This is a genomic window from Pseudoalteromonas sp. NH0006-26 (assembly GCF_057552415.1).
Map to the genome: position 1 here is coordinate 75,392 of NZ_BAAJMJ010000001.1, position 21,600 is coordinate 96,991.

Sequence of the window (21,600 nt, forward strand, 5' to 3'; positions counted from 1 at the left end):
TTATGATTACGCTTATTACAGGTGCAACATCAGGTATAGGTGAACAACTTGCAATAAAGTATGCTGAGCAGGGCGACACAGTCATTGCGTGTGGACGAAATACGCAAAAGCTCGCTGAACTTGCAAAACATAACAACATAGAAACCTGCCAATTTGATGCAACTAACTTGCAAGATATTAAAGCTGCGACCCTAGGTTACCCACAATTTGACCGTGTTATTCTTAACGCTGGTAATTGCGAGTATGTTGATGATGCTCGTAATTTTGATAGTGCCCTTTTTGAGCGTGTTATCAATGTTAACTTACTCTCTATGGGTTATTGCTTAGAAGCACTACTACCTAAAATAACATCAGGCGGCCAGTTAGTGATGGTTAGTTCGAGTGTTACTTACTTACCTTTACCTCGGTCAGAAGCTTATGGCGCATCAAAGGCGGGCGTGAGTTATTTAGCTAAAACCTTGGCAGTGGATTTAAATGATGTTGATGTAACACTAGTCCATCCTGGTTTTGTAAAAACCCCGCTTACTGATAAAAATGATTTTCCTATGCCTATGGCTGTTAGCGCTGAAAAAGCGGCTGATTACATTATAAAAGGCGTTAAAAAGCGTCGTAAAGAAGTTCATTTTCCGTATCGTTTCACACTTATATTAAAAGCATTGCGAATATTGCCACTTTCGCTTTGGCTTAAAATTGCAAAAGGATTAACCCGTTGAAAAAAATAGCAATAATTGGGACTGGCGTATCAGGTTTAACCTGCGGACACCTATTGCACAAGCATTATGATGTCACTCTATTTGAAAAGAATGATTATATTGGTGGCCACACTGCCACGGTAGATGTAAATCACAGTGGTATCAACTATGCGGTTGATACCGGTTTTATTGTATTTAACGATAGAACATATCCTTACTTTGAAAAGCTGCTTGAGCGCATCGGTGTAAAACGTAAACCAACACAAATGAGCTTTAGCGTTCACAACGAAGCTACGGGCTTTGAGTACAATGGGCATACATTTACAAGTTTGTTTGCTCAGCGTAGAAACATAGTTAGACCTAAGTTTTGGCGTTTGTTATACGATATTGTGCGTTTTAACAAACTGTGTAAGGCTTTGTATGAAAAAGGCCAATACACTGAGCAATCACTCGGTGAGTTGCTAAAACAGCATCGCTTTAATGACTTCTTTAAATACCACTACATTTTGCCAATGGGTGCAGCTATTTGGTCTACTAGTATTAAAGAGATGGAAAACGTGGGCGTGGAATTTTTTGTAAAATTCTTTTTTAATCACGGTTTATTAGATATTACTAATCGTCCACAATGGTATGTTATTCCGGGTGGTTCTCGTGAATACATCAAACCTCTGATCGCCGGCTTTGCCGATAAAATACAACTAAACACTCACATAAAATCGGTAACCAGAGATGAGCAGGGTGCAACAATTACTTTTGCTGATGGTGAGCAAGCTGTGTTTGATAAAGTTATTTTCGCGTGTCATTCAGATCAAGCGTTAGCGTTACTTGGTGATGCTTGCGAGCAAGAAAGCAAAGTGTTGGGTGCTATCCCATACACAGAGAATTCGGTGGTTTTACATACAGATGTATCATTATTACCAGATAGGAAAGCTGCGTGGGCGAGTTGGAATTATTTACTAAATAATAATACCGACAAAGCCGCTGTGGTTACCTATCAAATGAACATACTGCAAGGGATAGACTCTGATACCCAATTTTGTGTCACTTTAAATCACTTAGAAGGGATCAACCAAAGTAAGATTTTACGTGAATTTACCTATCACCACCCCGTGTTTAATCAACAATCAATTGCTGCTCAGCAACTGAAGAGTACGGTTGATGGTCAAAACAATACCTATTTTTGTGGTGCCTATTGGTATAACGGCTTTCATGAAGATGGCGTACGTAGTGCCGTTGATGTTTCAAAACAACTTGGAGTAGAGTTTGACTAATGCAGTGTATTTAGGCGATGTAAAGCATCGCCGTTTTGCTGTAAAACACCATGCGTTTAATTACCCACTTTATATGATGTGGGTTGATTTAAATAATACTCACGCGCTTAATGGCGTCCACAAACAGCTCGGTACTTCAGGATTTAAAGCATTAAAGTTTGAGCAATCTGATTATTTAAAGGGGTTACTCGATAGTCAACATCAGCCCATTATAGAGCGTGCCCATGCGCAGCTAGCCCAGCTGGGCGTAGATGAAAAATTTAGCCATGTATACCTGCTAGGGCAATTACGCTGTTTGGGCATTTATTTCAGCCCTGTAAACTTTTATTTTTTTGGTCATCAAGATAATGAATTTAGCTACATGGTGGCTGAGGTGAGTAATACTCCATGGAATGAGCGACATTACTACTTGGTTCCCCTACAAAAAAAAGTGAACTTTAAGAAAGTATTTTCCGTATCACCTTTTATGAATTTAGATATGAACTATCATTGGACAGTACGTCAAAAGAAAGACAATATACTGATTCGTATAGAAAATAAGCGCGATGAAGAACTGCTTTTTGATGCTTCATTAAGGTTACAGCGTCAACCATTGTGCAATGTTCAAATGAGCAAGCTGTTAAAGCGTTTTCCTGCGATGACTTGGTCTATTTTCAGAGGTATTTACTATCAGGCATTTAAATTGTTTGTTAAAAAAGTCCCATTTTTAGGTCATTCAGGCAAACTTTAAAATTTTAATTTATGTTGTTTAACAAGTAATAACAATAATATAGGTAAGTATATGGAAAAGGTATCGAGCTTACGCGTTCAGGAACGCACTAGTTGGTTTACTAACTTGTATAAAAAGTTAGTGTTTAAAGCGTTCTCGTCAATTGAAACGGGCCAAATAGTACTGGTTGAGAATAACCAGCAGTCTGTATTTGGGGATGCGTCTTCAGAGCTAAAAGTAACGGTAACTGTTAACGATAACGCCATGTATAAAGCGTTCGCACTTTCAGGTAGTGTGGGTGCAGGTGAGTCATACATTTTAGGGCAATGGCATTGTGACAATTTGACCCGCTTAATCGAAATCTTTGCGATTAACCAAGATCAGTTAGATGCGTTTGAAAAGAAATTTGCGTTTTTTAGTAATATTGCCCACCGTATAAACCACATAAAAAACAAAAACTCTCATGCAGGTTCAAAAAAGAATATTGTCGCCCACTATGACTTAGGCAACGACTTATATGAGTCTTTTTTAAGTAAAGAAATGCTATATTCGAGCGCGGTCTACCCAAGCAAAGACGCCACTCTTGAACAAGCGCAGCAATACAAGCTACAACGTATTTGTGAACAAGTTGAGTTACAGCAAGGTGACACAGTTATTGAAATTGGTACAGGGTGGGGGGCATTTGCCATTTATGCCGCAACTCATTATGACTGTCATGTAACCACGACCACTATTTCTGATGAACAACACGACTATGTTGCTGATAAAGTTAAACAGCTTGGACTCGAAAGCAAAATCACTTTGCTCAAACAAGACTACCGTTTATTGACTGGAAAATACGATAAGCTGGTCTCAATAGAGATGATTGAGGCAGTAGGTCATGACTACTTACCTAGCTTCTTTACCAAGTGTGGTGAGTTATTAAAAGATGACGGTGCCATGCTTATTCAAGCAATTACGATTAGCGATCAGCGTTATCAACACTATTTAAAAAATTCAGACTTCATACAACAGTATATTTTCCCTGGTGGTTGTTTGCCTTCGCTTAATGAAATGAGTGAACAAATTAAAAATAACACCGATATGAATATCCACACCATCAATGATATTGGTGCTCACTATGCCCGCACTCTTGCCGATTGGCGTGAGCGTTTTATTGCCAGCTGGCCAAAGCTTGATAGTAATAAGTTTGATGATCGTTTCTATCGCTTATGGCTATTTTACCTTGCCTATTGTGAGGGGGCATTCAGAACTCGAGCCACCAGTACTGTGCATTTAATGGCACGCAAACCCCGCTTTACGAGTAGTAATGATGAGATTGCACTCGCTTATTAACTTTGTGCTGTTTCAGGTAGTGTGGTTTATGTGCCTGCTACTTGAACAGGGCTCATTAGTTTTTTCTGCTGTAGTCATAGCGTTGATGTTTTACTTATCAGCACAAAAAAAACAAGATGCTTTACTGGTTTTTAAAGCCCTGCCATTGGCTCTATTGTGTGAGTTTATTGCGGTTCAGTTAGGGCTATTTGAGTTTAAAGTTGATCCGTTTCCATTATGGCTGGTGTTTTTATGGATCGCATTAGTGCTGTGTATTAACACCTCAATGTCGTTTCTAACTAAGCTTAAACCGTGGCAAGCATTTTGTGTGTGTTTGTTATTCGCGCCAGGCAGTTATTGGGCTGGTTCGCGATTTGATGTACTAGAATTAGGGATGCCACTGTGGCAGTTTTGGCCACTTTACGGTGCTTTATGGGCTGCAACATTTACCCTTATTTTATTTATAAACGGTAAAATAGGCGCGTTTGTTAAGCAATAAAATGATACTGCTTGGAGGTAACGATGAAAACGTTTTTAAATTTACTTATTGTTTATGCTTTATTTAGCCCTGTAGCTAATGCTGATACTCAGTTTAACAAGGTTGGCGAAGCCCGCATGGAATATCTGTTTTGGGATGTTTATGATGCAACGCTTTACACACCCTCTGGTACTTATACTGCCAAGCAAACGCCTGTTAAATTTACATTAACCTACTTGCGCGATTTTGACGCTAAAGACATTGTAAAAGCGACTAATGAACAGTGGCAACATTTAGGCAAACCTCAACTTTCAGCTCGCTATGCAGATAAATTACTCTCGATATGGCCAAATATTAAAAAAGGTGAATCGTTAACTTTATTAACTGATCAGCAAGGACACAGCACTTTTTTTCATAACGATAACCAAATAGGCCGTATTGATGATGCCACGTTTGCTGAAGATTTTTTAGCTATTTGGTTAAGTGAAAATACGTCGGAACCATCAATTAGAAATCAACTACTAGGGATTTAATATGATTAATCTAAAACGCGTTAAAGTCGCCATGGTATTGGCTGTTAGTTTTTTTATTGCCAGTTGTTCAGCCCCAAGTGTTGAACATTACAAAGGTTCAGAACCAAATTTCGATTTTAAGACCTTCTTTAGTGGCGATTTGAAAGCCTATGGCGTTGTACAAGACTTTAAAGGTGAATTAACTCGTAAGCTTGTTGTGGATTTAAGCGCTACGTGGGATGGCAATAAGGGCACTATTGAAGAAGATTTTGTTTACGATGATGGGGAAACACAAAAACGTATCTGGAAAATAACCTTAAACGACGATAACACTTTAACTGGAACGGCCTCAGATGTTTTAGGAATAGCCACAGGTGAAAGTGACGGCAGTGTGTTTCATTGGAATTATAATGTAGAGATCCCTTACGATGGCAGCACGTTGGAAGTTAATTTTGACGATTGGATGTACCTAGTAACAAATACACGCTTGATAAACCGTACGTCTATTGTTAAGTTTGGTGTTGAGGTTGGGGAAGTGACCTTAGTAATAGAAAAGGTAGAGTGAGTCATTAAGGTGCAAAGCTGCACTAATAGTGTGCCTAAATTAAGCTTTTGTTAACTCAACTCGCTGTATTTTACAGTGAATTTTACTATTTTTACTAATTTTTTAGTATTTTAGATAAAAATCGTAATTTGCTGTTGCTAACTCTTCGAAAATGCATAAAGATAGGATTTGCGAAGGCAAAATAATAACGAATAGGAATCTAATAATGAACAAAGCTCAACTAGTTGAAAAAATCTCTACTGACGCAGAAATCTCTAAAGCAGCCGCTACACGTGCACTTGATGCATTCACAGGCGCTGTAACTTCTTCATTAAAAGAAGGCAACTCTGTTGCATTAGTTGGTTTTGGTACTTTTTCAGTTAAAGAACGTGCTGCACGCACGGGTCGTAACCCACAAACGGGTGCAGAAATCCAAATTTCAGCAGCGACTATCCCAAGTTTTAAACCAGGTAAAGGTCTTAAAGACCAAGTAAACCTATAATTCTTGGCTTATAAAATATAATAAAAGGGCTATTAAGCCCTTTTTTTTTATCGTAAATTTTTGGTTATTTAATTTACGCGATTTAACCTTAGCTCAGCTTATTTAGCTTTAAGCGCTTTATCACCTCGGCCAATGCCGACCGCGCCTGAGCGTACTACTTCTATGATGTCGGTTTCGTGGCGTAAGGTATCTAAGAACGACTCTATTTTATCGGTGCTGCTTACCAGTTGTAGGCTATAACTCTGGCGACCCATATCTAAAATAGCCCCTTGAAATACATCAACAACACGGGTTACTGCCGCACGAGTCGCTTCGTCTTTGGCAAATACTTTTACTAATAGTAGTTCACGCTCTATGTGGCTCATGTCAGTTAAATCAATCACTTTAAGCACATCGACCAGTTTGTTCACTTGCTTTGTTATTTGTTCAACAATTCTGTCATCGCCCTTAGTGGTTACCGTAATGCGAGAAAGTGATTCATCGTCTGTGGTACCCACTGTTAAGCTATCAATATTGTAGGCTCGCTGAGAAAATAGTCCCACTATACGTGATAACGCACCGGGTTCATTTTCTAATAATATAGATAATATACGACGCATTATGCCTTCACTCCTTTTCTTAACCACATCTCATCTATGCCACCGTGCTTAATTTGCATCGGATAAACATGTTCTTTTTCGTCTACTAAAATATCTAAAAATACCAATCTATCGGTTATCGACATGGCTTTGTCTATCGCTGGTTGTAACTCATCAAGGGTGTTTACTCTGATACCCACATGGCCATAGCTTTCAACAAGCTTTACAAAATCAGGCAAAGATTCCATATACGATGAAGAGTGTCTGCCGCCATAAATCATGTCTTGCCATTGTCTTACCATCCCCAGTGAGCGGTTATTTAAGGAGATCACCTTTACTGCTAAGTTATACTGTAAACAGGTTGATAGCTCTTGAATGTTCATTTGTATTGAGCCGTCGCCAGTTACACATAAAGACTCTTTTTCAGGAAAAGCCAGTTTAACGCCCATTGCTGCAGGTAAACCAAAGCCCATAGTGCCTAGACCACCGGAATTGATCCACTGTCGAGGGTGTTTAAATGGGTAATACTGCGCGGCAAACATTTGGTGTTGCCCAACATCAGAGCTGACATAAGCATCTCCGTTGGTCGCTTCATATATTGCCTCTATAACTGCCTGAGGTTTTATTTTGTCACCATCGCTATTGTAACTAAGGCATTTTTGTTCACGCCAGCTGATCACTTGTCGCCACCAATCTTCTTGTGCACTGCGATCAATTTTAATTGGACTGTTATCTATGGCAGTTTGTAATTGCTCAAGTACCGTTGCCAAACAGCCAACAACAGGAATATGTGATTTAATGGTTTTAGAAATAGAGGTTGGATCAACATCAACATGCACGATAGTGGCATTAGGGCAGAATTTTTGAACGTTATTAGTAACCCGATCATCGAATCGTGCACCAAGCGCTAAAATAACATCGGCATTGGCCATGGCTTTATTTGCTTCTAATGTACCGTGCATACCTAACATACCAATAAAGTTAGGGTGAATGCCCGATATACCACCTAGTCCCATAAGCGTGTTGGTAATAGGGGCGTTAAGTGACTCGACTAAATGAGTTAGTTGCTCTGAGGTGTTTGAAAGCACAATACCGCCACCCGAGTAGATAACCAGTTTCTTCGCTTCTAAAATCGCAGTAACGGCCTTACGAATTTGTTTAGAGTGACCCTTGGTATTAGGGTTGTAGGTTCTAAGTTCGGTTGCTGTCGGGAAGTTGTAAGCAAAAGTTAGTTCTGGATTAAGCATGTCTTTAGGAAGTTCTACTACCACCGGGCCGGGGCGGCCAGTGCTGGCAATATAAAAGGCTTTGGCAAGTATATTAGGTATTTCACTAGCACTTCTACAATTAAAGCTATGTTTTACAATAGGGCGAGAGCAACCAACAATATCGGTTTCTTGAAACGCGTCATCGCCAATAAGATTTGTTGGCACTTGACCTGATAATATCACCATAGGAATTGAATCCATATACGCAGTTGCTATGCCTGTTACACAGTTTGTTGCACCAGGTCCGGATGTAGCAAGTACAACACCTACTTCACCGGTTGCTCTTGCGTAGCCATCAGCCATGTGTGTGGCCGCTTGTTCATGGCGTACTAAAATGTGTTCAATATCGTCCTGCTGAAATAGTGCATCGTATAAATCTAATACTGAGCCACCGGGGTAACCAAATATATACTTAACCTTAAGCTCTTTTAATGACTTAACAACTAATTCAGAGCCATTATATTCTTGTTTACTCATCCTCATTCCTCTGTTGATTACATGCAAAAAAAAACCCCCGCGTAGTGCGAGGGTTTTAAAAAGCATTTTTCACCTTTTAATACATCCCCGCTGGGCTTATCACTAAGACCAGTACGAGTAAGACTAATAGACGAAATTGTGTGTTCATGGTGTTTTTGCTCTTTAAAATAAAATATTGTTTAAATGACAATTTTTGTATGTGGTTATTTTTAAGGCTTTTGTGCACACATGTCAACCCATTAAGCTGTTTTTTGGATTAAAAATTCATTTTTAAATGTTTTTTAATCTTAAACTCTATTTTGTATGAGTTATTTTCACTTTATAAGCAGAAATTATGCAGTTTATGCTTTTGTGTAAGGGCTGGTGATGATGGGAAAAAACGTTCGATGCAGTGCTTATCTGACATAAAAAAAGCCAGCAAATGCTGGCTTTTTAATTTAACAATATTAATTACAGACGATCAATTACTGATTGTGTGAAATCAGTTGTACCGTGACTGCCGCCTAAATCGCGGGTAGTACGGTCGCCTGATTTAATTACATCAGCCACTGCGCTACGAATGCGTTCAGCTGTATCGCCCATGTTTAAATGCTCTAGCATTTGAATAGACGCTAAAATCACTGACGTAGGGTTTGCAAGGTTTTTACCGGCAATATCCGGTGCGCTACCGTGAACAGCTTCAAAAATAGCAGCATCTTCACCAATGTTTGCACCAGGGGCCATGCCTAAACCGCCAACTAAGCCTGCACATAAGTCAGATAAAATATCGCCAAATAAGTTCGTTGTAACGATAACGTCAAACTCTTCAGGAGTCATTACAAGTTTCATACATGTTGCATCAACAATCATTTCAGTTGATTCAATTTCTGGGTAACGCTCAGCCACTTCACGCGCTACTTTTAAGAATAAACCAGACGTTGATTTTAAAATGTTTGCTTTGTGTACAGCCGTTACTTTTTTACGGCCCTCACGTACAGCCAGTTCGTATGCGAATGTCACAATTTTTTCTGCGCCTTCGCGAGTGATCACAGATTTTGCTTCAGCTTCGGTGCCATCTTCAGATACTACTTGGCCTGCACCTGAATACATACCTTGCGTGTTTTCACGAATAGTGATGATATCAATATCGTCGTAACGTGCTTTAGTACCGGCAAACGATTTAACCGGACGTACATTGGCATACAAACCAAATTGCTTACGAAGCGTTACGTTGATAGATGTAAAACCTTCGCCTACTGGCGTGGTTAATGGCCCTTTTAAGGTGATTTTATTTTTAGCAATTGTGTCAATTGTTTCTTGTGGAAGCAATTCGCCCGTTTTTTCAAGCGCAGCAAGGCCAGCGTCAACAAATTCATAATCAAAATCGCATCCTGCGGCTTTTAGTATTTCAAGTGCTGAGTCGATAATGCTTGGGCCGATGCCGTCGCCTTTGATCACTGTTATGGTTTGTTTGGCCATGAACTTTTCCTTTAAAGATTTGGATACACACATAAATAATAAACACTTACAGAGTTTAGACTACTTATATGACAGGGGTGCTAAATTTAAGCCGGCATTTATACCAATTTATTAGACATTTTGCCAGTTTATAGTATCAATACAGGGTATAACTTTAAGTTATAGTGATAATAAGTCAGCTAAATACTATTGTGCAGCCCTAAGCGCAGCAGCGATTGATTAAAATCGACTTCACTTTGCCAACCATGGCGACTAAGTTGTTGATTCAATATTTGCTGTTGCCATGCTGTTAATGGCAGGTTAGGTTGAAGTATACGCTGTGCCACTACCTTTAATGCCGCCCATAATTGACCGGCATCATTAAGCTGCTTTTTAGGCAATTGCTCTGCATTTAATAAAGCCGATGCCCACGGATCGCCACTAAGTAATTCGTTAAGCTCGTTATTTAAATGAGGAGCATCTATTTTGTTTACACCAAAAAATGCACTAAACGGTGTATCGAGCGATTTATTCGGTGTTTGATCAATGGTAATTTTTCTAGAAATATTTGGGCTGTAATGTATCAATACATAATATAAATAGGCATATAAGCTTAAGCTAATGCGCTCACTTTGTACGCGAGGATTATGTTTTACTAGTAGCGCTAAAATATTAATTAAACAGCTGATACGGGTGCATAAAAAGGCATGTAAAGGATGAGCGATACTATTTACTAATTGCTTAAACAGCACCCCTTGAATAATAGCCGGTGCTTTATCGTAACCCACCATAGATAAGCTATGTCTTAAGTCTTTAGCCGGTAATCGATCTTTATTGTAGTGCTGCACCGCTATGCATACTGACTTTATAACATCAGGGTAGGGGGTAAGTAAGGTATCTAAAGCCTTAAAATTGTATTCTTGTTGAGCTTTTATTTGTTTTATTAATTGGTACAAAGGCGTTTGTGCAGAGTGTACACTGTGTGGAATATTAACATGTTCACTGTCCCATACCTTTAAAAACAACCGATTATCGTTGCACTCCCATGCTTTAGAGTCATCTATGAGTGATGCTTTAATACGATACCATGCCATTTTAGTATTATTGTTATTAACAATAATATGTCGTTCTAGCCTATCAGTGGCTAAATAAACCATGGCTTGGTCAGCATAGACGACTTGGCTGCCAGGTATATATTGCCCTAGGTGGGCAACTAGCGCTTTTAATAACGCCTGTGCAAATGAGTTTGGGGTTCTTATATATAAATCGGCGACTGCTTTATAAAAATTTATGTGTTGTTGTTTTGTATTACAAGTAACATTTAGCGCTAATATATTTGCCAAAGCAACCAATACACTGGCACCGTCATAAAGCATAATTTTAGGTGTATCTAATAATGCATGTTTGTATTTGCCTAGTTTAGCTAAGATATGGGCAATTTGATGCGCGGGTTGTTTAGCCGTTAATATTACTTTGGCTGCGAGCTTATGGCGTAATTGCCACATTTTTGTATCGGTTTCGTTAAACGTTTGCTGTTGAGCTAACTTATTTAATTGCTTGGCAACACAAAGGTGTTCCACCAACGAGGCGCTAATGTAGAGCTCGGTTAAATTACTGTCGTAGTTTTGACTGCTACACAAAGCACAGGTTAATACACACTGATTAACGACTAAATTGGTTGCGTAGCTATAATGTGTTTTATACAGATTAAGCTGAGCTTGCAAGGCCGCTGGGTTTTGTTTGTATATCGCTGCGTATTGCTCTGAAAGCTTACACACAAGAGGGTAGAAGGTATGCCACTGACTTTTATTGTTATGGGAGCTTAAAAGCAGTTGCGTGCTTTCGAATAGCTTTTTTAGTTTACCCGACAGTGGAGCTTCCATTAAATCTTCCCATCATTATGCTCAAGGTATTTTTCATAAGCACTTGGGCCCCACATTATTAGTTGGCCATTTTTAAATAATAACCCAGTACATTCATCCATGGTGGTGATGCCGTCTGAGGTTTTGTGCTGGGTACGATAAAAAATCACTTGCCACACTTGCTCGCCATCACGTTTAGCATAGGTTAAATCTGGGCTACCTAAATATTCAAGCACATCATTTAGCGTAAAGGTATCTTCTAAGCGCAATTTTTCTATATAGCGTTTATTAAATGCTTCTCTGTCTTGCCAAATCATAGCTTGTGGATCGTCTTTATAAAACATAATAACCGACGTGGCTACTAGTGCATATAAGCCTAATCCTAATATTAAATACCTAAAAAACTTTTTAAACATTGCCTACCCAGACCAAAATAACTATCGCTAGTATACGTATTGCTAGTGTACAGTGCTATTAACTTGCGACTAATTAAGCCTTAACTGCTTTAAACTAAAGCCTAAATGGATATCTGTACGCAAACTCACCAGTTGCTTAGAAATAACAAACATATCCATATCCTCATTAAGCTTTTTTTGTAGCCGCGTATTTAACGATTCATCATTTAGCGCTTCTTCAATAGAGCTGTATTGATTAACCAATTGCTGCGCCGATTTAACACCAATGCCTTTAACACCAGGAATGTCATTGGTTTTATCGCCTGCGAGTGCCCAAAAGTCGATGAGTTTATGCTGCTCAACGGCGAAGCGCTCTTGAATGTGTTGTTCATTCAGGTGTTGCTTTTTAAAGTAATCGTATACTTCAATATGCTCATTTAAATGAGGTAAAAAGCCTTTATCAGTAGAGACAATGGTATTATTTATCTGATTATTAGCCGCTTTATGCGCTAAAGTCGCAATAATATCGTCGGCTTCATCGTTAGTCGGTTCAAATACCACAATACCGGTTTCTTCAATGGCTGCTTTAAAATGGGGTAGCGCGTTTTTTAAGGTCTCTGGCATAGGTGCACGCGAATGTTTGTAGTCTTTATAAAAGTGGTAACGCCAGCTTTTGTCACCATCAAAAACCGCAATTGCATGGGTTGCATTGGTGGTGGTTAAAAGTTTTTTGCATGCATGTGCAACCCGTGCACAGCAGGCTTTTAACATGTGCTCTTCGCTGTGATGGCTTTGGTTTGCATCAACAGCATAAATGCGCCTAATTAAATTAAGCGCATCAATAAGGAGTAAATGGGGATTCAATTATAAACTCACGCTTTTATTGTATAACAAGGAATATACTTACTTCCGGGAAGTTTCATTCTACCTTGCTCTACGAATGCTTGTAAAAGCTTGTCCATTGCTTTCATCAAATCAGGCTCACCACTTAGCACATAGGGGCCATGCTCTTTAATGGCATTTAAGCCTTCTTCTTTTACGTTACCTGCAACAATTCCCGAAAACGCACGGCGTAAATTAGCGGCGAGCTGTTGTTTGGGTTGTTCAAGGTGTAAATCAAGTGATGCCATGGCTTCATGGGTAGGGTAAAAAGGCTGCTGAAAATCATTTTCTATTTTCAAGGTCCAGTTAAAGTAATAGGCATCGCCTTGGCTTTTACGGTATTCGCGAACCCCGTTCATGGCTGATTTAAGCTTTTGGCTAACTAATTGAGGGTCATCAATTATCACTTCAAACTTACTCAGCGCAGCATCACCTAAAGTCAATTGAATAAACTTACACAGTTCTTCAAAGTAAGCTTTGCTGTGTTTAGGGCCTGTTAAAATAACCGGTAAACACTGTTTGTCATTTTCAGGGTGTAATAAAATACCTAATAAATACAGTAACTCTTCAGCTGTACCTGCGCCACCTGGAAAAATAATAATAGCGTGTGCGGTGCGAACAAATGCCTCAAGTCGTTTTTCAATGTCGGGTAAAATCACCAGCTCATTTACAATTGGGTTGGGTGGCTCTGCCGCTATAATACTGGGCTCAGTTAAACCTAAATAACGATTATTGGTAATACGTTGCTTTGCATGGCCAATGGTCGCGCCTTTCATTGGGCCTTTCATTGCACCTGGGCCACAACCGGTACAAATATTTAAGCCACGCAAACCTAGTTCATAGCCAACTTGCTTGGTGTATTTATATTCTACTTCGTTAATAGAGTGCCCACCCCAACATACAATCATGTTAGGTTCGCTATTTACCTTAAGTGCGTCGGCATTTCTGAGCATATCAAAAACCATGTGGGTAATGGCTTTAGTTTCTTGGAGGTTCTTTTCATACTTTTGGCAAATAAACAAAATATCGCGAATAACCGAAAATATGTGCTCATGAATGCCTGTTACTATGTGGCCATCAACAAAGGCCGTTTGCGGAGGATTTTCTAACTCAATTTTTATACCGCGTTCACGGCTAACCAAACGTATATCAAAATCTTTGTGTTTATCGTAAATATCATTGCTTACATCGGTGTGGCTGCCTACATTGAGCACGGCCAATACACAGTTTCTAAATAGTCTGTAGCGTTCGCTGGTTGATGATTGCTCGAGTAAGTCTACTTCTAGCTGCGACAATAAATCTAATACCCCTGTAGGGTTTAATTGTATTAGCATCGACATTCTCCTTGAAACTTCTTGGGTAAATTTACTGCGTAGTTATGCCTTATACTCAAGGGTAAAAGTGCATAACACTATTTACTAATACACAGACGATCCCGGCCTGAGTTTTTAGCATCGTAAAGAGCTTCATCGGCTCTATCAAATGCTTTTAGAGGCGTATCACCCACTTCAAATTGGGTTGCGCCTAAAGAAACAGTAATTTGTATTTGCTTGTCTTTAAATTTAAATGGGATCTTTTTAATCGACAGTCTTAATTTATCGAGATGCTCGACGGCGTTTTCAAGTGAGGTACGGGGCATTAATAACACAAACTCTTCGCCGCCATAACGGGCAATAAAATCAGTTTGTCTAATCGATTTTTGCAGCGCTTTTGCAATCACTTGCAAGGTAATGTCGCCGGCTGTGTGACCAAAACGATCGTTAATTGATTTAAAATGGTCAACATCAATAACCACTAAGGTTATGTCTGACGGGCGTTCATTAAATACATTGATTTCGTGATTATAACGTTCATCAAAAGCTGCGCGATTAGGTAATTTGGTAAGACTGTCGAGTAAACTTTTAAAACGTTGTTCATTCAAACGTTTCTTATAATTACTAACTTTGTTTTCTAAACTGCCAATTCTATCGTTTATTTGTGCAAAGCTAGAAATTAAAATTTGGCGATCTTTTTGTTCTAGCTGCTCTTTTTCTAAAATATCAGCACTCAATGAGCGTAACTCATTTTCAACCAATTGCTTTAACTCTGTAATTGATGTTGCTTTATTTGTTTGTGTATTTAAATTTCTTAGCTTTTCACCAATTCGTTGATTAATTGAGTCAAACTCAACAGTCATCGATTCAGAATGTTCGCTGGTCGATACTAATGAGCGATGTAGCTCTCCGAGTGTTTGGTTTAAAGAGGTTAAGAAGCTTTGTGCTGACGCGCGCTCAACTTGAATGCTTTGTACAATAAGTGTGATTACATCAATTGCTGCATCAAGTAGCTGGTCTACGGCTTTATTTTTAGCGATACGTTTTTTTATTAAATACAACGCTTCGTTGGCTTCTTCTTCGAGAACTAGCTGACTGACTAATTTAAACAGCTTTTCAGTGAGGGCACTTAGGTTCGGAGGTTCAAAGGCGTCGTTGCTTTTAGCAATTAAGGCTTGATGATAAAAAGTTATCAGCTGGTTTAATATAGGAATAAAGCCATGTACAGATTGAATATCGTCTAGCTCGTTATCGAGCAAATGGCGCAGTGTTCTGCGGGTATCGTCAGGCAAGCCTTTGGTTTGTTGTAATTGCTTACCTGCATTTTGTACACTGGTAAAAAGGTCGCGTTGATGTGCTAGTTGAATGGCTTCTTGGTTTTTAAGCAAGGCTAAAATATCATCCACTAAAGGAGCAAAGTCTTCAAAACTCATTCCTTTGTTTAACGCGCTTCGAAACTTAGCTAGGCGGTTATCAAGCTCAGTATCAAGTCCCTTACAGCTTAAAGACAACTTAGCTGCAAAATTAGAAAGCGTACTCACTTGATGTTGGCGAGCACTTTCTATTACTTTTCTACTGTCGATTGCTTGCTTTAGTTTTTGTTCCACCGTATTGGAGCTCCTAGACACCTACAGACCATCATCGTAATACCTCTATTGTTTTAGTTTACAACAAAAACATATTAATAGTAGGTATGAGATCAAAAACTTAATGTTTTTAACAACAAAATACGAGCGATCTTAAATATAAGTGCATTTACCGCTTTTAATTCACTTTTAAAATGGGTCTTGTTAATCTTGGTACAACAATACGTTATATAAAAAAGAGCCTTTATGAAAAAGCTACTTGCCTTATCAATTTTAGCTGCCTGTTCAGCACCAGCATTTGCCGACGTTAACTACGCTTTAAATATCTCTCAGCCAGAGCATCATTTAGGTGATGTAAATGTAGAGTTTCCTAAAACGGCGCAATCATATTTAGATGTAAAACTGCCAGCATGGCGTACTGGTCGCTATGAAATTTTAAACCTTGCCAATGGCGTTCGCTATTTTAAAGCCAGCGACGATGAAGGTAATGCATTAAAGTGGGAAAAAATAGACCACAGTACATGGCGTGTTCATTTAAACGAGCCGACTCAAGTTAATGTTGATTACCAAGTGTATGCCAATGAGCTAGGTAAGCGCGCTCGCCATATTGACGACAGTCATGCGTTTGTTGATGCATCGGGCTTTTTTATGTTTAGCGAGTCATTTCGCCAAGAGCCAGTTACGGTTGAATTAAACGTACCTAAAGCATGGCGCTCTGTGTCGGGTATGGAAAACTATAAAAATAAACACAGCTTTAAAGCCAGTGACTACGACGTGCTTGTTGATTCACCAATAGAAACAGGTGTTAACGAACTGCGTACTTTTGAGGTTGATGGCCGTGAGTACGAACTAGTGGTGTGGGGCGAAGGTAATTACGACATAGAACTGATGCTAACCGATCTGAAAAAGCTAGTGGCAACGCGCAATGTAATTTGGGACAGCTACCCGTATGAGCGTTATGTATTTATGGTGCATGCTACATCGGGCGCGGGCGGTGCAACCGAACACTTAAACTCAACTATTATTCAACGCCCACGTGATCGCTTTGCTAAACGTGAAGACTATTTAGCTTTTATCAGTACAGCGGCACATGAATTTATTCATACTTGGAATGTAAAAGCATACCGTCCTAAAGGGCTTGCGCCATATGACTACAATAATATTAATTATTCAAAATTGCTGTGGATTGCTGAAGGGTCTACAAGCTATTTTGAAGATCATTTATTAGTGCGTTCGGGTATTCAAACCACCGATGAATTTTTTAAGAACTTTAGTAAAACCATTAATCGCCACCTCACTACCCCTGGTCGTGAAGTGCAAAGTGCAAGTGAAACCAGCTTTGATAAATGGATAAATCAAGGTGGTGATCATGCTCGTAACTATGGCACTAATATTTATCTTGAAGGCTCGTTATTGTCGATGGCGTTAGATATAGACCTACTTGAAAAAAGCCAAGGTAAAATAAGCTATAAAGACGTACACAACGAACTTTATAAGCAACATAGGCTACCAGCGGGTTTTACTGAACAAGACGTATTAGCTATTTTAAAACAACTATCAGGACGTGATTACAGCGCTTGGTGGCAAGAAAATGTTAGCACACCAGCCAGCCTAGATTTTGATGAATTATTGGCAAAAGTTGGTTTAAGCTTTGAATTACCAGAAAAAGCCAAGGCCACACCAAGCTTAGATGCCTTTACTAAAAATACTGGTGAGTTACTTACACTTACCCATGTAAGCCGCGATGGCGCAGCATGGCAAGGTGGCTTAACTACCGACGATAAGCTCGTCGCTATTAACAAAAAGCATGTAGGGAAAAACTTAACCGCGAGCCTAGAAACCTTTAAAGCAGGAGACAAGGTAACTGTTGATTTTATTCGCCGTGATGCATTAATGTCGACTGAGCTTGTGTTGTCTGAAGATTTCGACAAACCTAAAAAAGTAGTCGCTAATAAAAATGCTACTGCTGAGCAAAAAGCGCTGTTTAAAGCATGGATGGGCGTAGCGCATCCAAATGATGTGAAAAAAGACGACTAACATCGTATATCATATTGTTTAAAAAGGAGCTTAGGGTACAAACTCTTAGGCTCCTTTTTTGTTTATTGGGCGCTATATTGTAACAATTTATCTCAGCGCAGTTGACCTGACTCATACTTAATGAGTAATCTGCTGGTTCAATAATAAAAGGGATTCTATAATGCGTTTAAAACCTCTTGTTGCCACGTTGGTAGCAACCTGTTCACTGGCACTTTCTTTTGCGGCTCATGCCGATGAAGGCATGTGGCAACCTCATCAACTACCAGAGCTCGAGTCAATTTTAAAAGCCAAAGGGCTTGAAATTAGCGTTGATTCAATTTCAAAATTAACCGAATTTCCAATGAATGCGGTTATCAGCTTAGGCGGTTGTACAGCATCGTTTGTTTCGCCAAAAGGCTTAGTTGTAACTAACCATCACTGTATTTATGGTTCGGTGCAATATAATTCAACGCCTGAAAATAACATTTTAGAAAATGGCTTTTTAGCAAAAACACCGGCTGAAGACTTACCAGCTGCGCCAGGTTCACGTGTGTATGTGACTGAAACAGTGACCAACGTGACCGATAAAGTGATTAGCGGCACTAACGAGCTAAGCGCAAAAGCACGCTACGATGCGTTAGAAAAAAATCAAAAAGCACTTGTTGCACAGTGTGAAGCTGATGCCAGTTACCGTTGTAATGTGTATTCGTTTCATGGTGGTTTAGAGTTTTACCTAATTAAATCGCTGGAAATTAAAGATGTACGATTAGCGTATGCACCTGCCATGGGCGTAGGTAAATACGGTGGCGATATCGACAACTGGATGTGGCCGCGCCACACGGGTGACTTTGGTTTTTACCGCGCATACGTAGGTAAAGATGGCAAGCCAGCAGAATACAGTGAAGATAACGTACCTTATGTGCCAGAGTCTTACTTAAGTGTAAGTGCTAAAGGCGTGCAAGAGGGCGATTTTGTCATGGTAACTGGCTATCCAGGGCGTACCAATCGTTACCGTATTGCCGCAGAAGTTGATTACGTATTTAACGACAGTTACCCTAAAGCGCGCATGCACAATACTAAATACGTGTCACTGATTGAAGAAAACTCAGAAGATGGCAGCAAAGCCCGTATTGCTTACGAAAGCACCATAGCAGGTTACAACAACTACATTAAAAACTATGGTTCGATGATTGAAAGCTTCAAAAAAGGCACCATGTTTGAGCGTAAAAAACAGTTTGAACAAGAGCTTACAAGCTGGATAAACAGCGATAGCGAGCGTAAACAGCGTTACGGGAATGTGCTTAATGAGTTATCGGCATTAGTAGCACAATCGCAAGAGCATAGTGAGCGCGACCGTATGGTAGGCTATGTTCATCGTTCACAAATGATCAGCACGGCACGTCGTTTATACCGCTTAGCGGTTGAAAAACAAAAGCCAAATAGTGAGCGCGAATCAGGTTATCAAGAACGTGATTTACCGCGTATTAAATCTTCTCTTGAGCGTATGTCACGTCGCTTTGATGCAAACGTAGATAAAGCTATATTACTGCACTTTTTAGAGCAATATGCAGCATTACCTAAAGCAGAGCGTTTTAGTGAAATTGATAAAGCTTTTGCTTTAGAAAACGGTTTTGATAAAGCAAAACAAAGTACATTGCTAGATGAAATGTATGCTAAATCAACGCTTGATAACGAAATTGTTCGTAATTCATTATTTGAACAAACACTTAGCCAGCTTAACCAAAGCCAAGACCCATTCATGCAATATGCTAAAGCTATATTTGCTGTGATGAAAGCCGAGGAAGATAAGTCAAAAGCCTTGGCAGGTAAGTTACAAGCTGCCCGCCCAGAGTTAATGAGTGCGATTATTGCCTTTAACAAAGCGCAAAACAAACCGGTTTACGCTGACGCAAACAGTACATTACGTGTAACTTACGGCACGGTAGGCGGTTATTCTCCGCAAGATGGATTAGTGGCTACGCCGTTTACTTCTCTTGAAGGCTTACTGGCTAAAAATACCGATGTTGACCCATTCAATGCGCCTAAAAAGCTGCAAGAGCAAATTAAAGCGAAGCTTTATGGTGATTACACCGGTGGCATGAATACTGTTCCTGTTAACTTTTTATCAAATGTAGATACAACAGGCGGTAACTCAGGCTCGCCAACACTTAACGGCAATGCTGAGCTGGTGGGTTTACTGTTTGATGGTGTGTACGAAAGCATCATTGGTGATTGGGATTACAACCCAGAACTAAACCGCTCAATTCATGTAGATTCACGCTACATGTTATGGGTAATGGATAAAGTAGATAACGCCCAAAACTTATTAGACGAAATGAAAATCGTAAAATAAGTAGCAATTAAACTAATAAAATGGCGCTCACCTTAACCGGAAGCGCCTTTTTTTGGTTTAAACTTTTTCTGATTGATTTAGCTTAGGTACGGGCTGCGGGCTGCGGGCTGCGGGCTGCGGGCTGCGGGCTACGAGGTTCGGGTTGCGGGGGGAGCTAATTTGTTTTTAGCAGTAAATGTCTTTCGTAGCAGCAATTTCATATTCCATAAGAGTTAAGCCTAAATAAGTATTGACCACCGAGGCCACAGAGAAATGCTTAAAAGATATGAATCCACCTCGGTGTAGCGCAAAGCGCCTCGGGCTCCTCTGTGGTGCAAAAATTGTTTGTAGCAGTAAACGTCTTTCGTAGCAGCGATTTCATATCGCGCTAGAGTTAAGTCTAAATAAGTATTTACCACCGAGGACACAGAGTTCACAGAGAAATGCTTAAAAGATATGAATCCACCTCGGTGTAGCGCAAAGCGCCTCGGGATCCTCTGTGGTGCAAAAATTGTTTGTAGCAGTAAATGTCTTTAGTAGCAGCGATTTCATATCGCGTCAGAGTTAAGCCTAAATAAGTATTTACCACCGAGAACACAGAGTTCACAGAGAAATGCTTAAAAGATAGCAATCCACCTCGGTGTAGCGCAAAGCGCCTCGGGATCTTCTGTGGTGCAAAAATTGTTTGTAGCAGTAAACGTCTTTCGTAGCAGCGGTTTTATATCGCGTCAGAGTTAAGCCTAAATAAGTATTGACCACCGAGGCCACAGAGAAATGCTTAAAAGATATAAATCCACCTCTGTGTAGCGCAAAGCGCCTCGGGGTTCTCTGTGGTGTAAAAATTGTTTTTAGCAGTAAATGTCTTTAGTAGCAGCGATTTTATATCGCGTCAGAGTTAAGCCTAAATAAGTATTTACCACCGAGAACACAGAGTTAACAGAGGAATACTTAAAAGATATCAATCCATCTCTGTGTAGCGCAAAGCGCCTCGGGGTTCTCTGTGGTGTAAAAATTGTTTTTAGCAGTAAATGTCTTTAGTAGCAGCGATTTTAAATCGCGTCAGAGTTAAGCCTAAATAAGTATTTACCACCGAGAACACAGAGTTCACAGAGAAATGCTTAAAAGATATGAATCCACCTCGGTGTAGCGCAAAGCGCCTCGGGATCCTCTGTGGTGCAAAAATTGTTTGTAGCAGTAAACGTCTTTCGTAGCAGCGATTTCATATCGCGCTAGAGTTAAGTCTAAATAAGTATTTACCACCGAGGACACAGAGTTCACAGAGAAATGCTTAAAAGATAGCAATCCATCTCTGTACAACGCAAAGCGCCTCGGGGTTCTCTGTGGTGCAAAAATTGTTTTCAGCAGTAAATGTCTTTAGTAGCAGCGATTTTATATCGCGTCAGAGTTAAGCCTAAATAAGTATTGACCACCG

Annotated in this window: 18 protein-coding genes; 10 read left to right on the forward strand and 8 right to left on the reverse strand. The window is 39.7% G+C overall.

Annotated features, from left to right (window positions below; all coding sequences use genetic code 11):
- Positions 1–2 precede the first annotated feature (2 nt).
- The 8 genes from AC27JR_RS00330 to AC27JR_RS00365 all read left to right on the forward strand — a co-directional run bounded on the left by AC27JR_RS00330 (position 3) and on the right by AC27JR_RS00365 (position 6,022).
- Positions 3–713 carry an SDR family NAD(P)-dependent oxidoreductase gene (locus AC27JR_RS00330; protein WP_075170210.1) on the forward strand — a complete coding sequence of 237 codons (711 nt, stop codon included), beginning with the start codon at positions 3–5 and terminating at the stop codon, positions 711–713.
- Positions 710–1,963 (forward strand): NAD(P)/FAD-dependent oxidoreductase, encoded by a 1,254-nt coding sequence (locus AC27JR_RS00335; RefSeq protein WP_008112551.1) that lies wholly within the window; start codon positions 710–712, stop codon positions 1,961–1,963. Before AC27JR_RS00330 ends, AC27JR_RS00335 begins: the two co-directional genes overlap by 4 nt.
- Positions 1,956–2,693 carry a DUF1365 domain-containing protein gene (locus AC27JR_RS00340; RefSeq protein WP_008112552.1) on the forward strand — a complete coding sequence of 246 codons (738 nt, stop codon included), beginning with the start codon at positions 1,956–1,958 and terminating at the stop codon, positions 2,691–2,693. Before AC27JR_RS00335 ends, AC27JR_RS00340 begins: the two co-directional genes overlap by 8 nt.
- 51 nt (positions 2,694–2,744) lie before the next feature.
- Complete coding sequence (locus tag AC27JR_RS00345) at positions 2,745–4,007, forward strand: class I SAM-dependent methyltransferase (RefSeq protein WP_487172377.1); 1,263 nt, start codon at positions 2,745–2,747, stop codon at positions 4,005–4,007.
- On the forward strand, positions 3,985–4,485 hold the full coding sequence (locus AC27JR_RS00350) for a DUF2878 domain-containing protein (RefSeq protein ID WP_487172708.1): 501 nt from the start codon (positions 3,985–3,987) through the stop codon (positions 4,483–4,485). The genes AC27JR_RS00345 and AC27JR_RS00350 overlap by 23 nt, the downstream gene beginning before the upstream one ends.
- A gap of 23 nt (positions 4,486–4,508) precedes the next feature.
- A complete protein-coding gene (locus AC27JR_RS00355; protein WP_487172378.1) occupies positions 4,509–4,997 on the forward strand; it encodes a chalcone isomerase family protein in 489 nt (162 codons plus the stop codon).
- 1 nt (position 4,998) lies between these two features.
- Positions 4,999–5,541 carry a DUF3833 domain-containing protein gene (locus tag AC27JR_RS00360; protein WP_372859436.1) on the forward strand — a complete coding sequence of 181 codons (543 nt, stop codon included), beginning with the start codon at positions 4,999–5,001 and terminating at the stop codon, positions 5,539–5,541.
- Between the two features lie 205 nt (positions 5,542–5,746).
- A complete protein-coding gene (locus AC27JR_RS00365) occupies positions 5,747–6,022 on the forward strand; it encodes an HU family DNA-binding protein (protein WP_008112559.1) in 276 nt (91 codons plus the stop codon).
- Between the two features lie 98 nt (positions 6,023–6,120).
- Here AC27JR_RS00365 and ilvN read toward each other — a convergent pair whose 3' ends face one another.
- From ilvN to AC27JR_RS00405, 8 genes are all read right to left on the reverse strand, one after another.
- Positions 6,121–6,621 (reverse strand): acetolactate synthase small subunit, encoded by a 501-nt coding sequence (gene ilvN / locus AC27JR_RS00370; RefSeq protein WP_008112561.1) that lies wholly within the window; start codon positions 6,619–6,621, stop codon positions 6,121–6,123.
- Positions 6,621–8,345 carry an acetolactate synthase 3 large subunit gene (locus AC27JR_RS00375; protein ID WP_487172379.1) on the reverse strand — a complete coding sequence of 575 codons (1,725 nt, stop codon included), beginning with the start codon at positions 8,343–8,345 and terminating at the stop codon, positions 6,621–6,623. The genes ilvN and AC27JR_RS00375 overlap by 1 nt, the downstream gene beginning before the upstream one ends.
- A 450-nt stretch (positions 8,346–8,795) precedes the next feature.
- The gene (locus AC27JR_RS00380) at positions 8,796–9,803 is read right to left on the reverse strand and encodes an isocitrate dehydrogenase (protein WP_008112567.1); all 1,008 of its coding nucleotides are present in this window, start codon (positions 9,801–9,803) and stop codon (positions 8,796–8,798) included.
- A gap of 179 nt (positions 9,804–9,982) precedes the next feature.
- Positions 9,983–11,665 (reverse strand): hypothetical protein, encoded by a 1,683-nt coding sequence (locus AC27JR_RS00385; RefSeq protein ID WP_487172380.1) that lies wholly within the window; start codon positions 11,663–11,665, stop codon positions 9,983–9,985.
- Positions 11,665–12,060, reverse strand: a complete 396-nt coding sequence (locus tag AC27JR_RS00390) for a DUF3192 domain-containing protein (protein WP_372859432.1) — start codon at positions 12,058–12,060, stop codon at positions 11,665–11,667. The genes AC27JR_RS00385 and AC27JR_RS00390 overlap by 1 nt, the downstream gene beginning before the upstream one ends.
- A gap of 69 nt (positions 12,061–12,129) precedes the next feature.
- Positions 12,130–12,903: a flap endonuclease Xni gene (xni, locus tag AC27JR_RS00395; protein ID WP_487172381.1), complete on the reverse strand. Its 774-nt coding sequence runs from the start codon at positions 12,901–12,903 to the stop codon at positions 12,130–12,132.
- 8 nt (positions 12,904–12,911) lie between these two features.
- On the reverse strand, positions 12,912–14,255 hold the full coding sequence (gene ppnN / locus AC27JR_RS00400; RefSeq protein WP_487172383.1) for a nucleotide 5'-monophosphate nucleosidase PpnN: 1,344 nt from the start codon (positions 14,253–14,255) through the stop codon (positions 12,912–12,914).
- Between the two features lie 77 nt (positions 14,256–14,332).
- Positions 14,333–15,841, reverse strand: coding sequence for a GGDEF domain-containing protein (locus AC27JR_RS00405; RefSeq protein WP_138623374.1), 1,509 nt, complete (start codon positions 15,839–15,841; stop codon positions 14,333–14,335).
- A 225-nt stretch (positions 15,842–16,066) separates the two neighbouring features.
- On the opposite strand from AC27JR_RS00405, the gene AC27JR_RS00410 reads away from it, so the two are divergent.
- Both AC27JR_RS00410 and AC27JR_RS00415 read left to right on the forward strand, forming a co-directional pair.
- Entirely contained in the window at positions 16,067–17,857 is a 1,791-nt protein-coding gene (locus AC27JR_RS00410; RefSeq protein ID WP_487172384.1) for a M61 family metallopeptidase, read from the forward strand.
- A 160-nt stretch (positions 17,858–18,017) separates the two neighbouring features.
- Positions 18,018–20,189, forward strand: a complete 2,172-nt coding sequence (locus AC27JR_RS00415) for a S46 family peptidase (protein WP_487172385.1) — start codon at positions 18,018–18,020, stop codon at positions 20,187–20,189.
- Positions 20,190–21,600 lie beyond the last annotated feature (1,411 nt).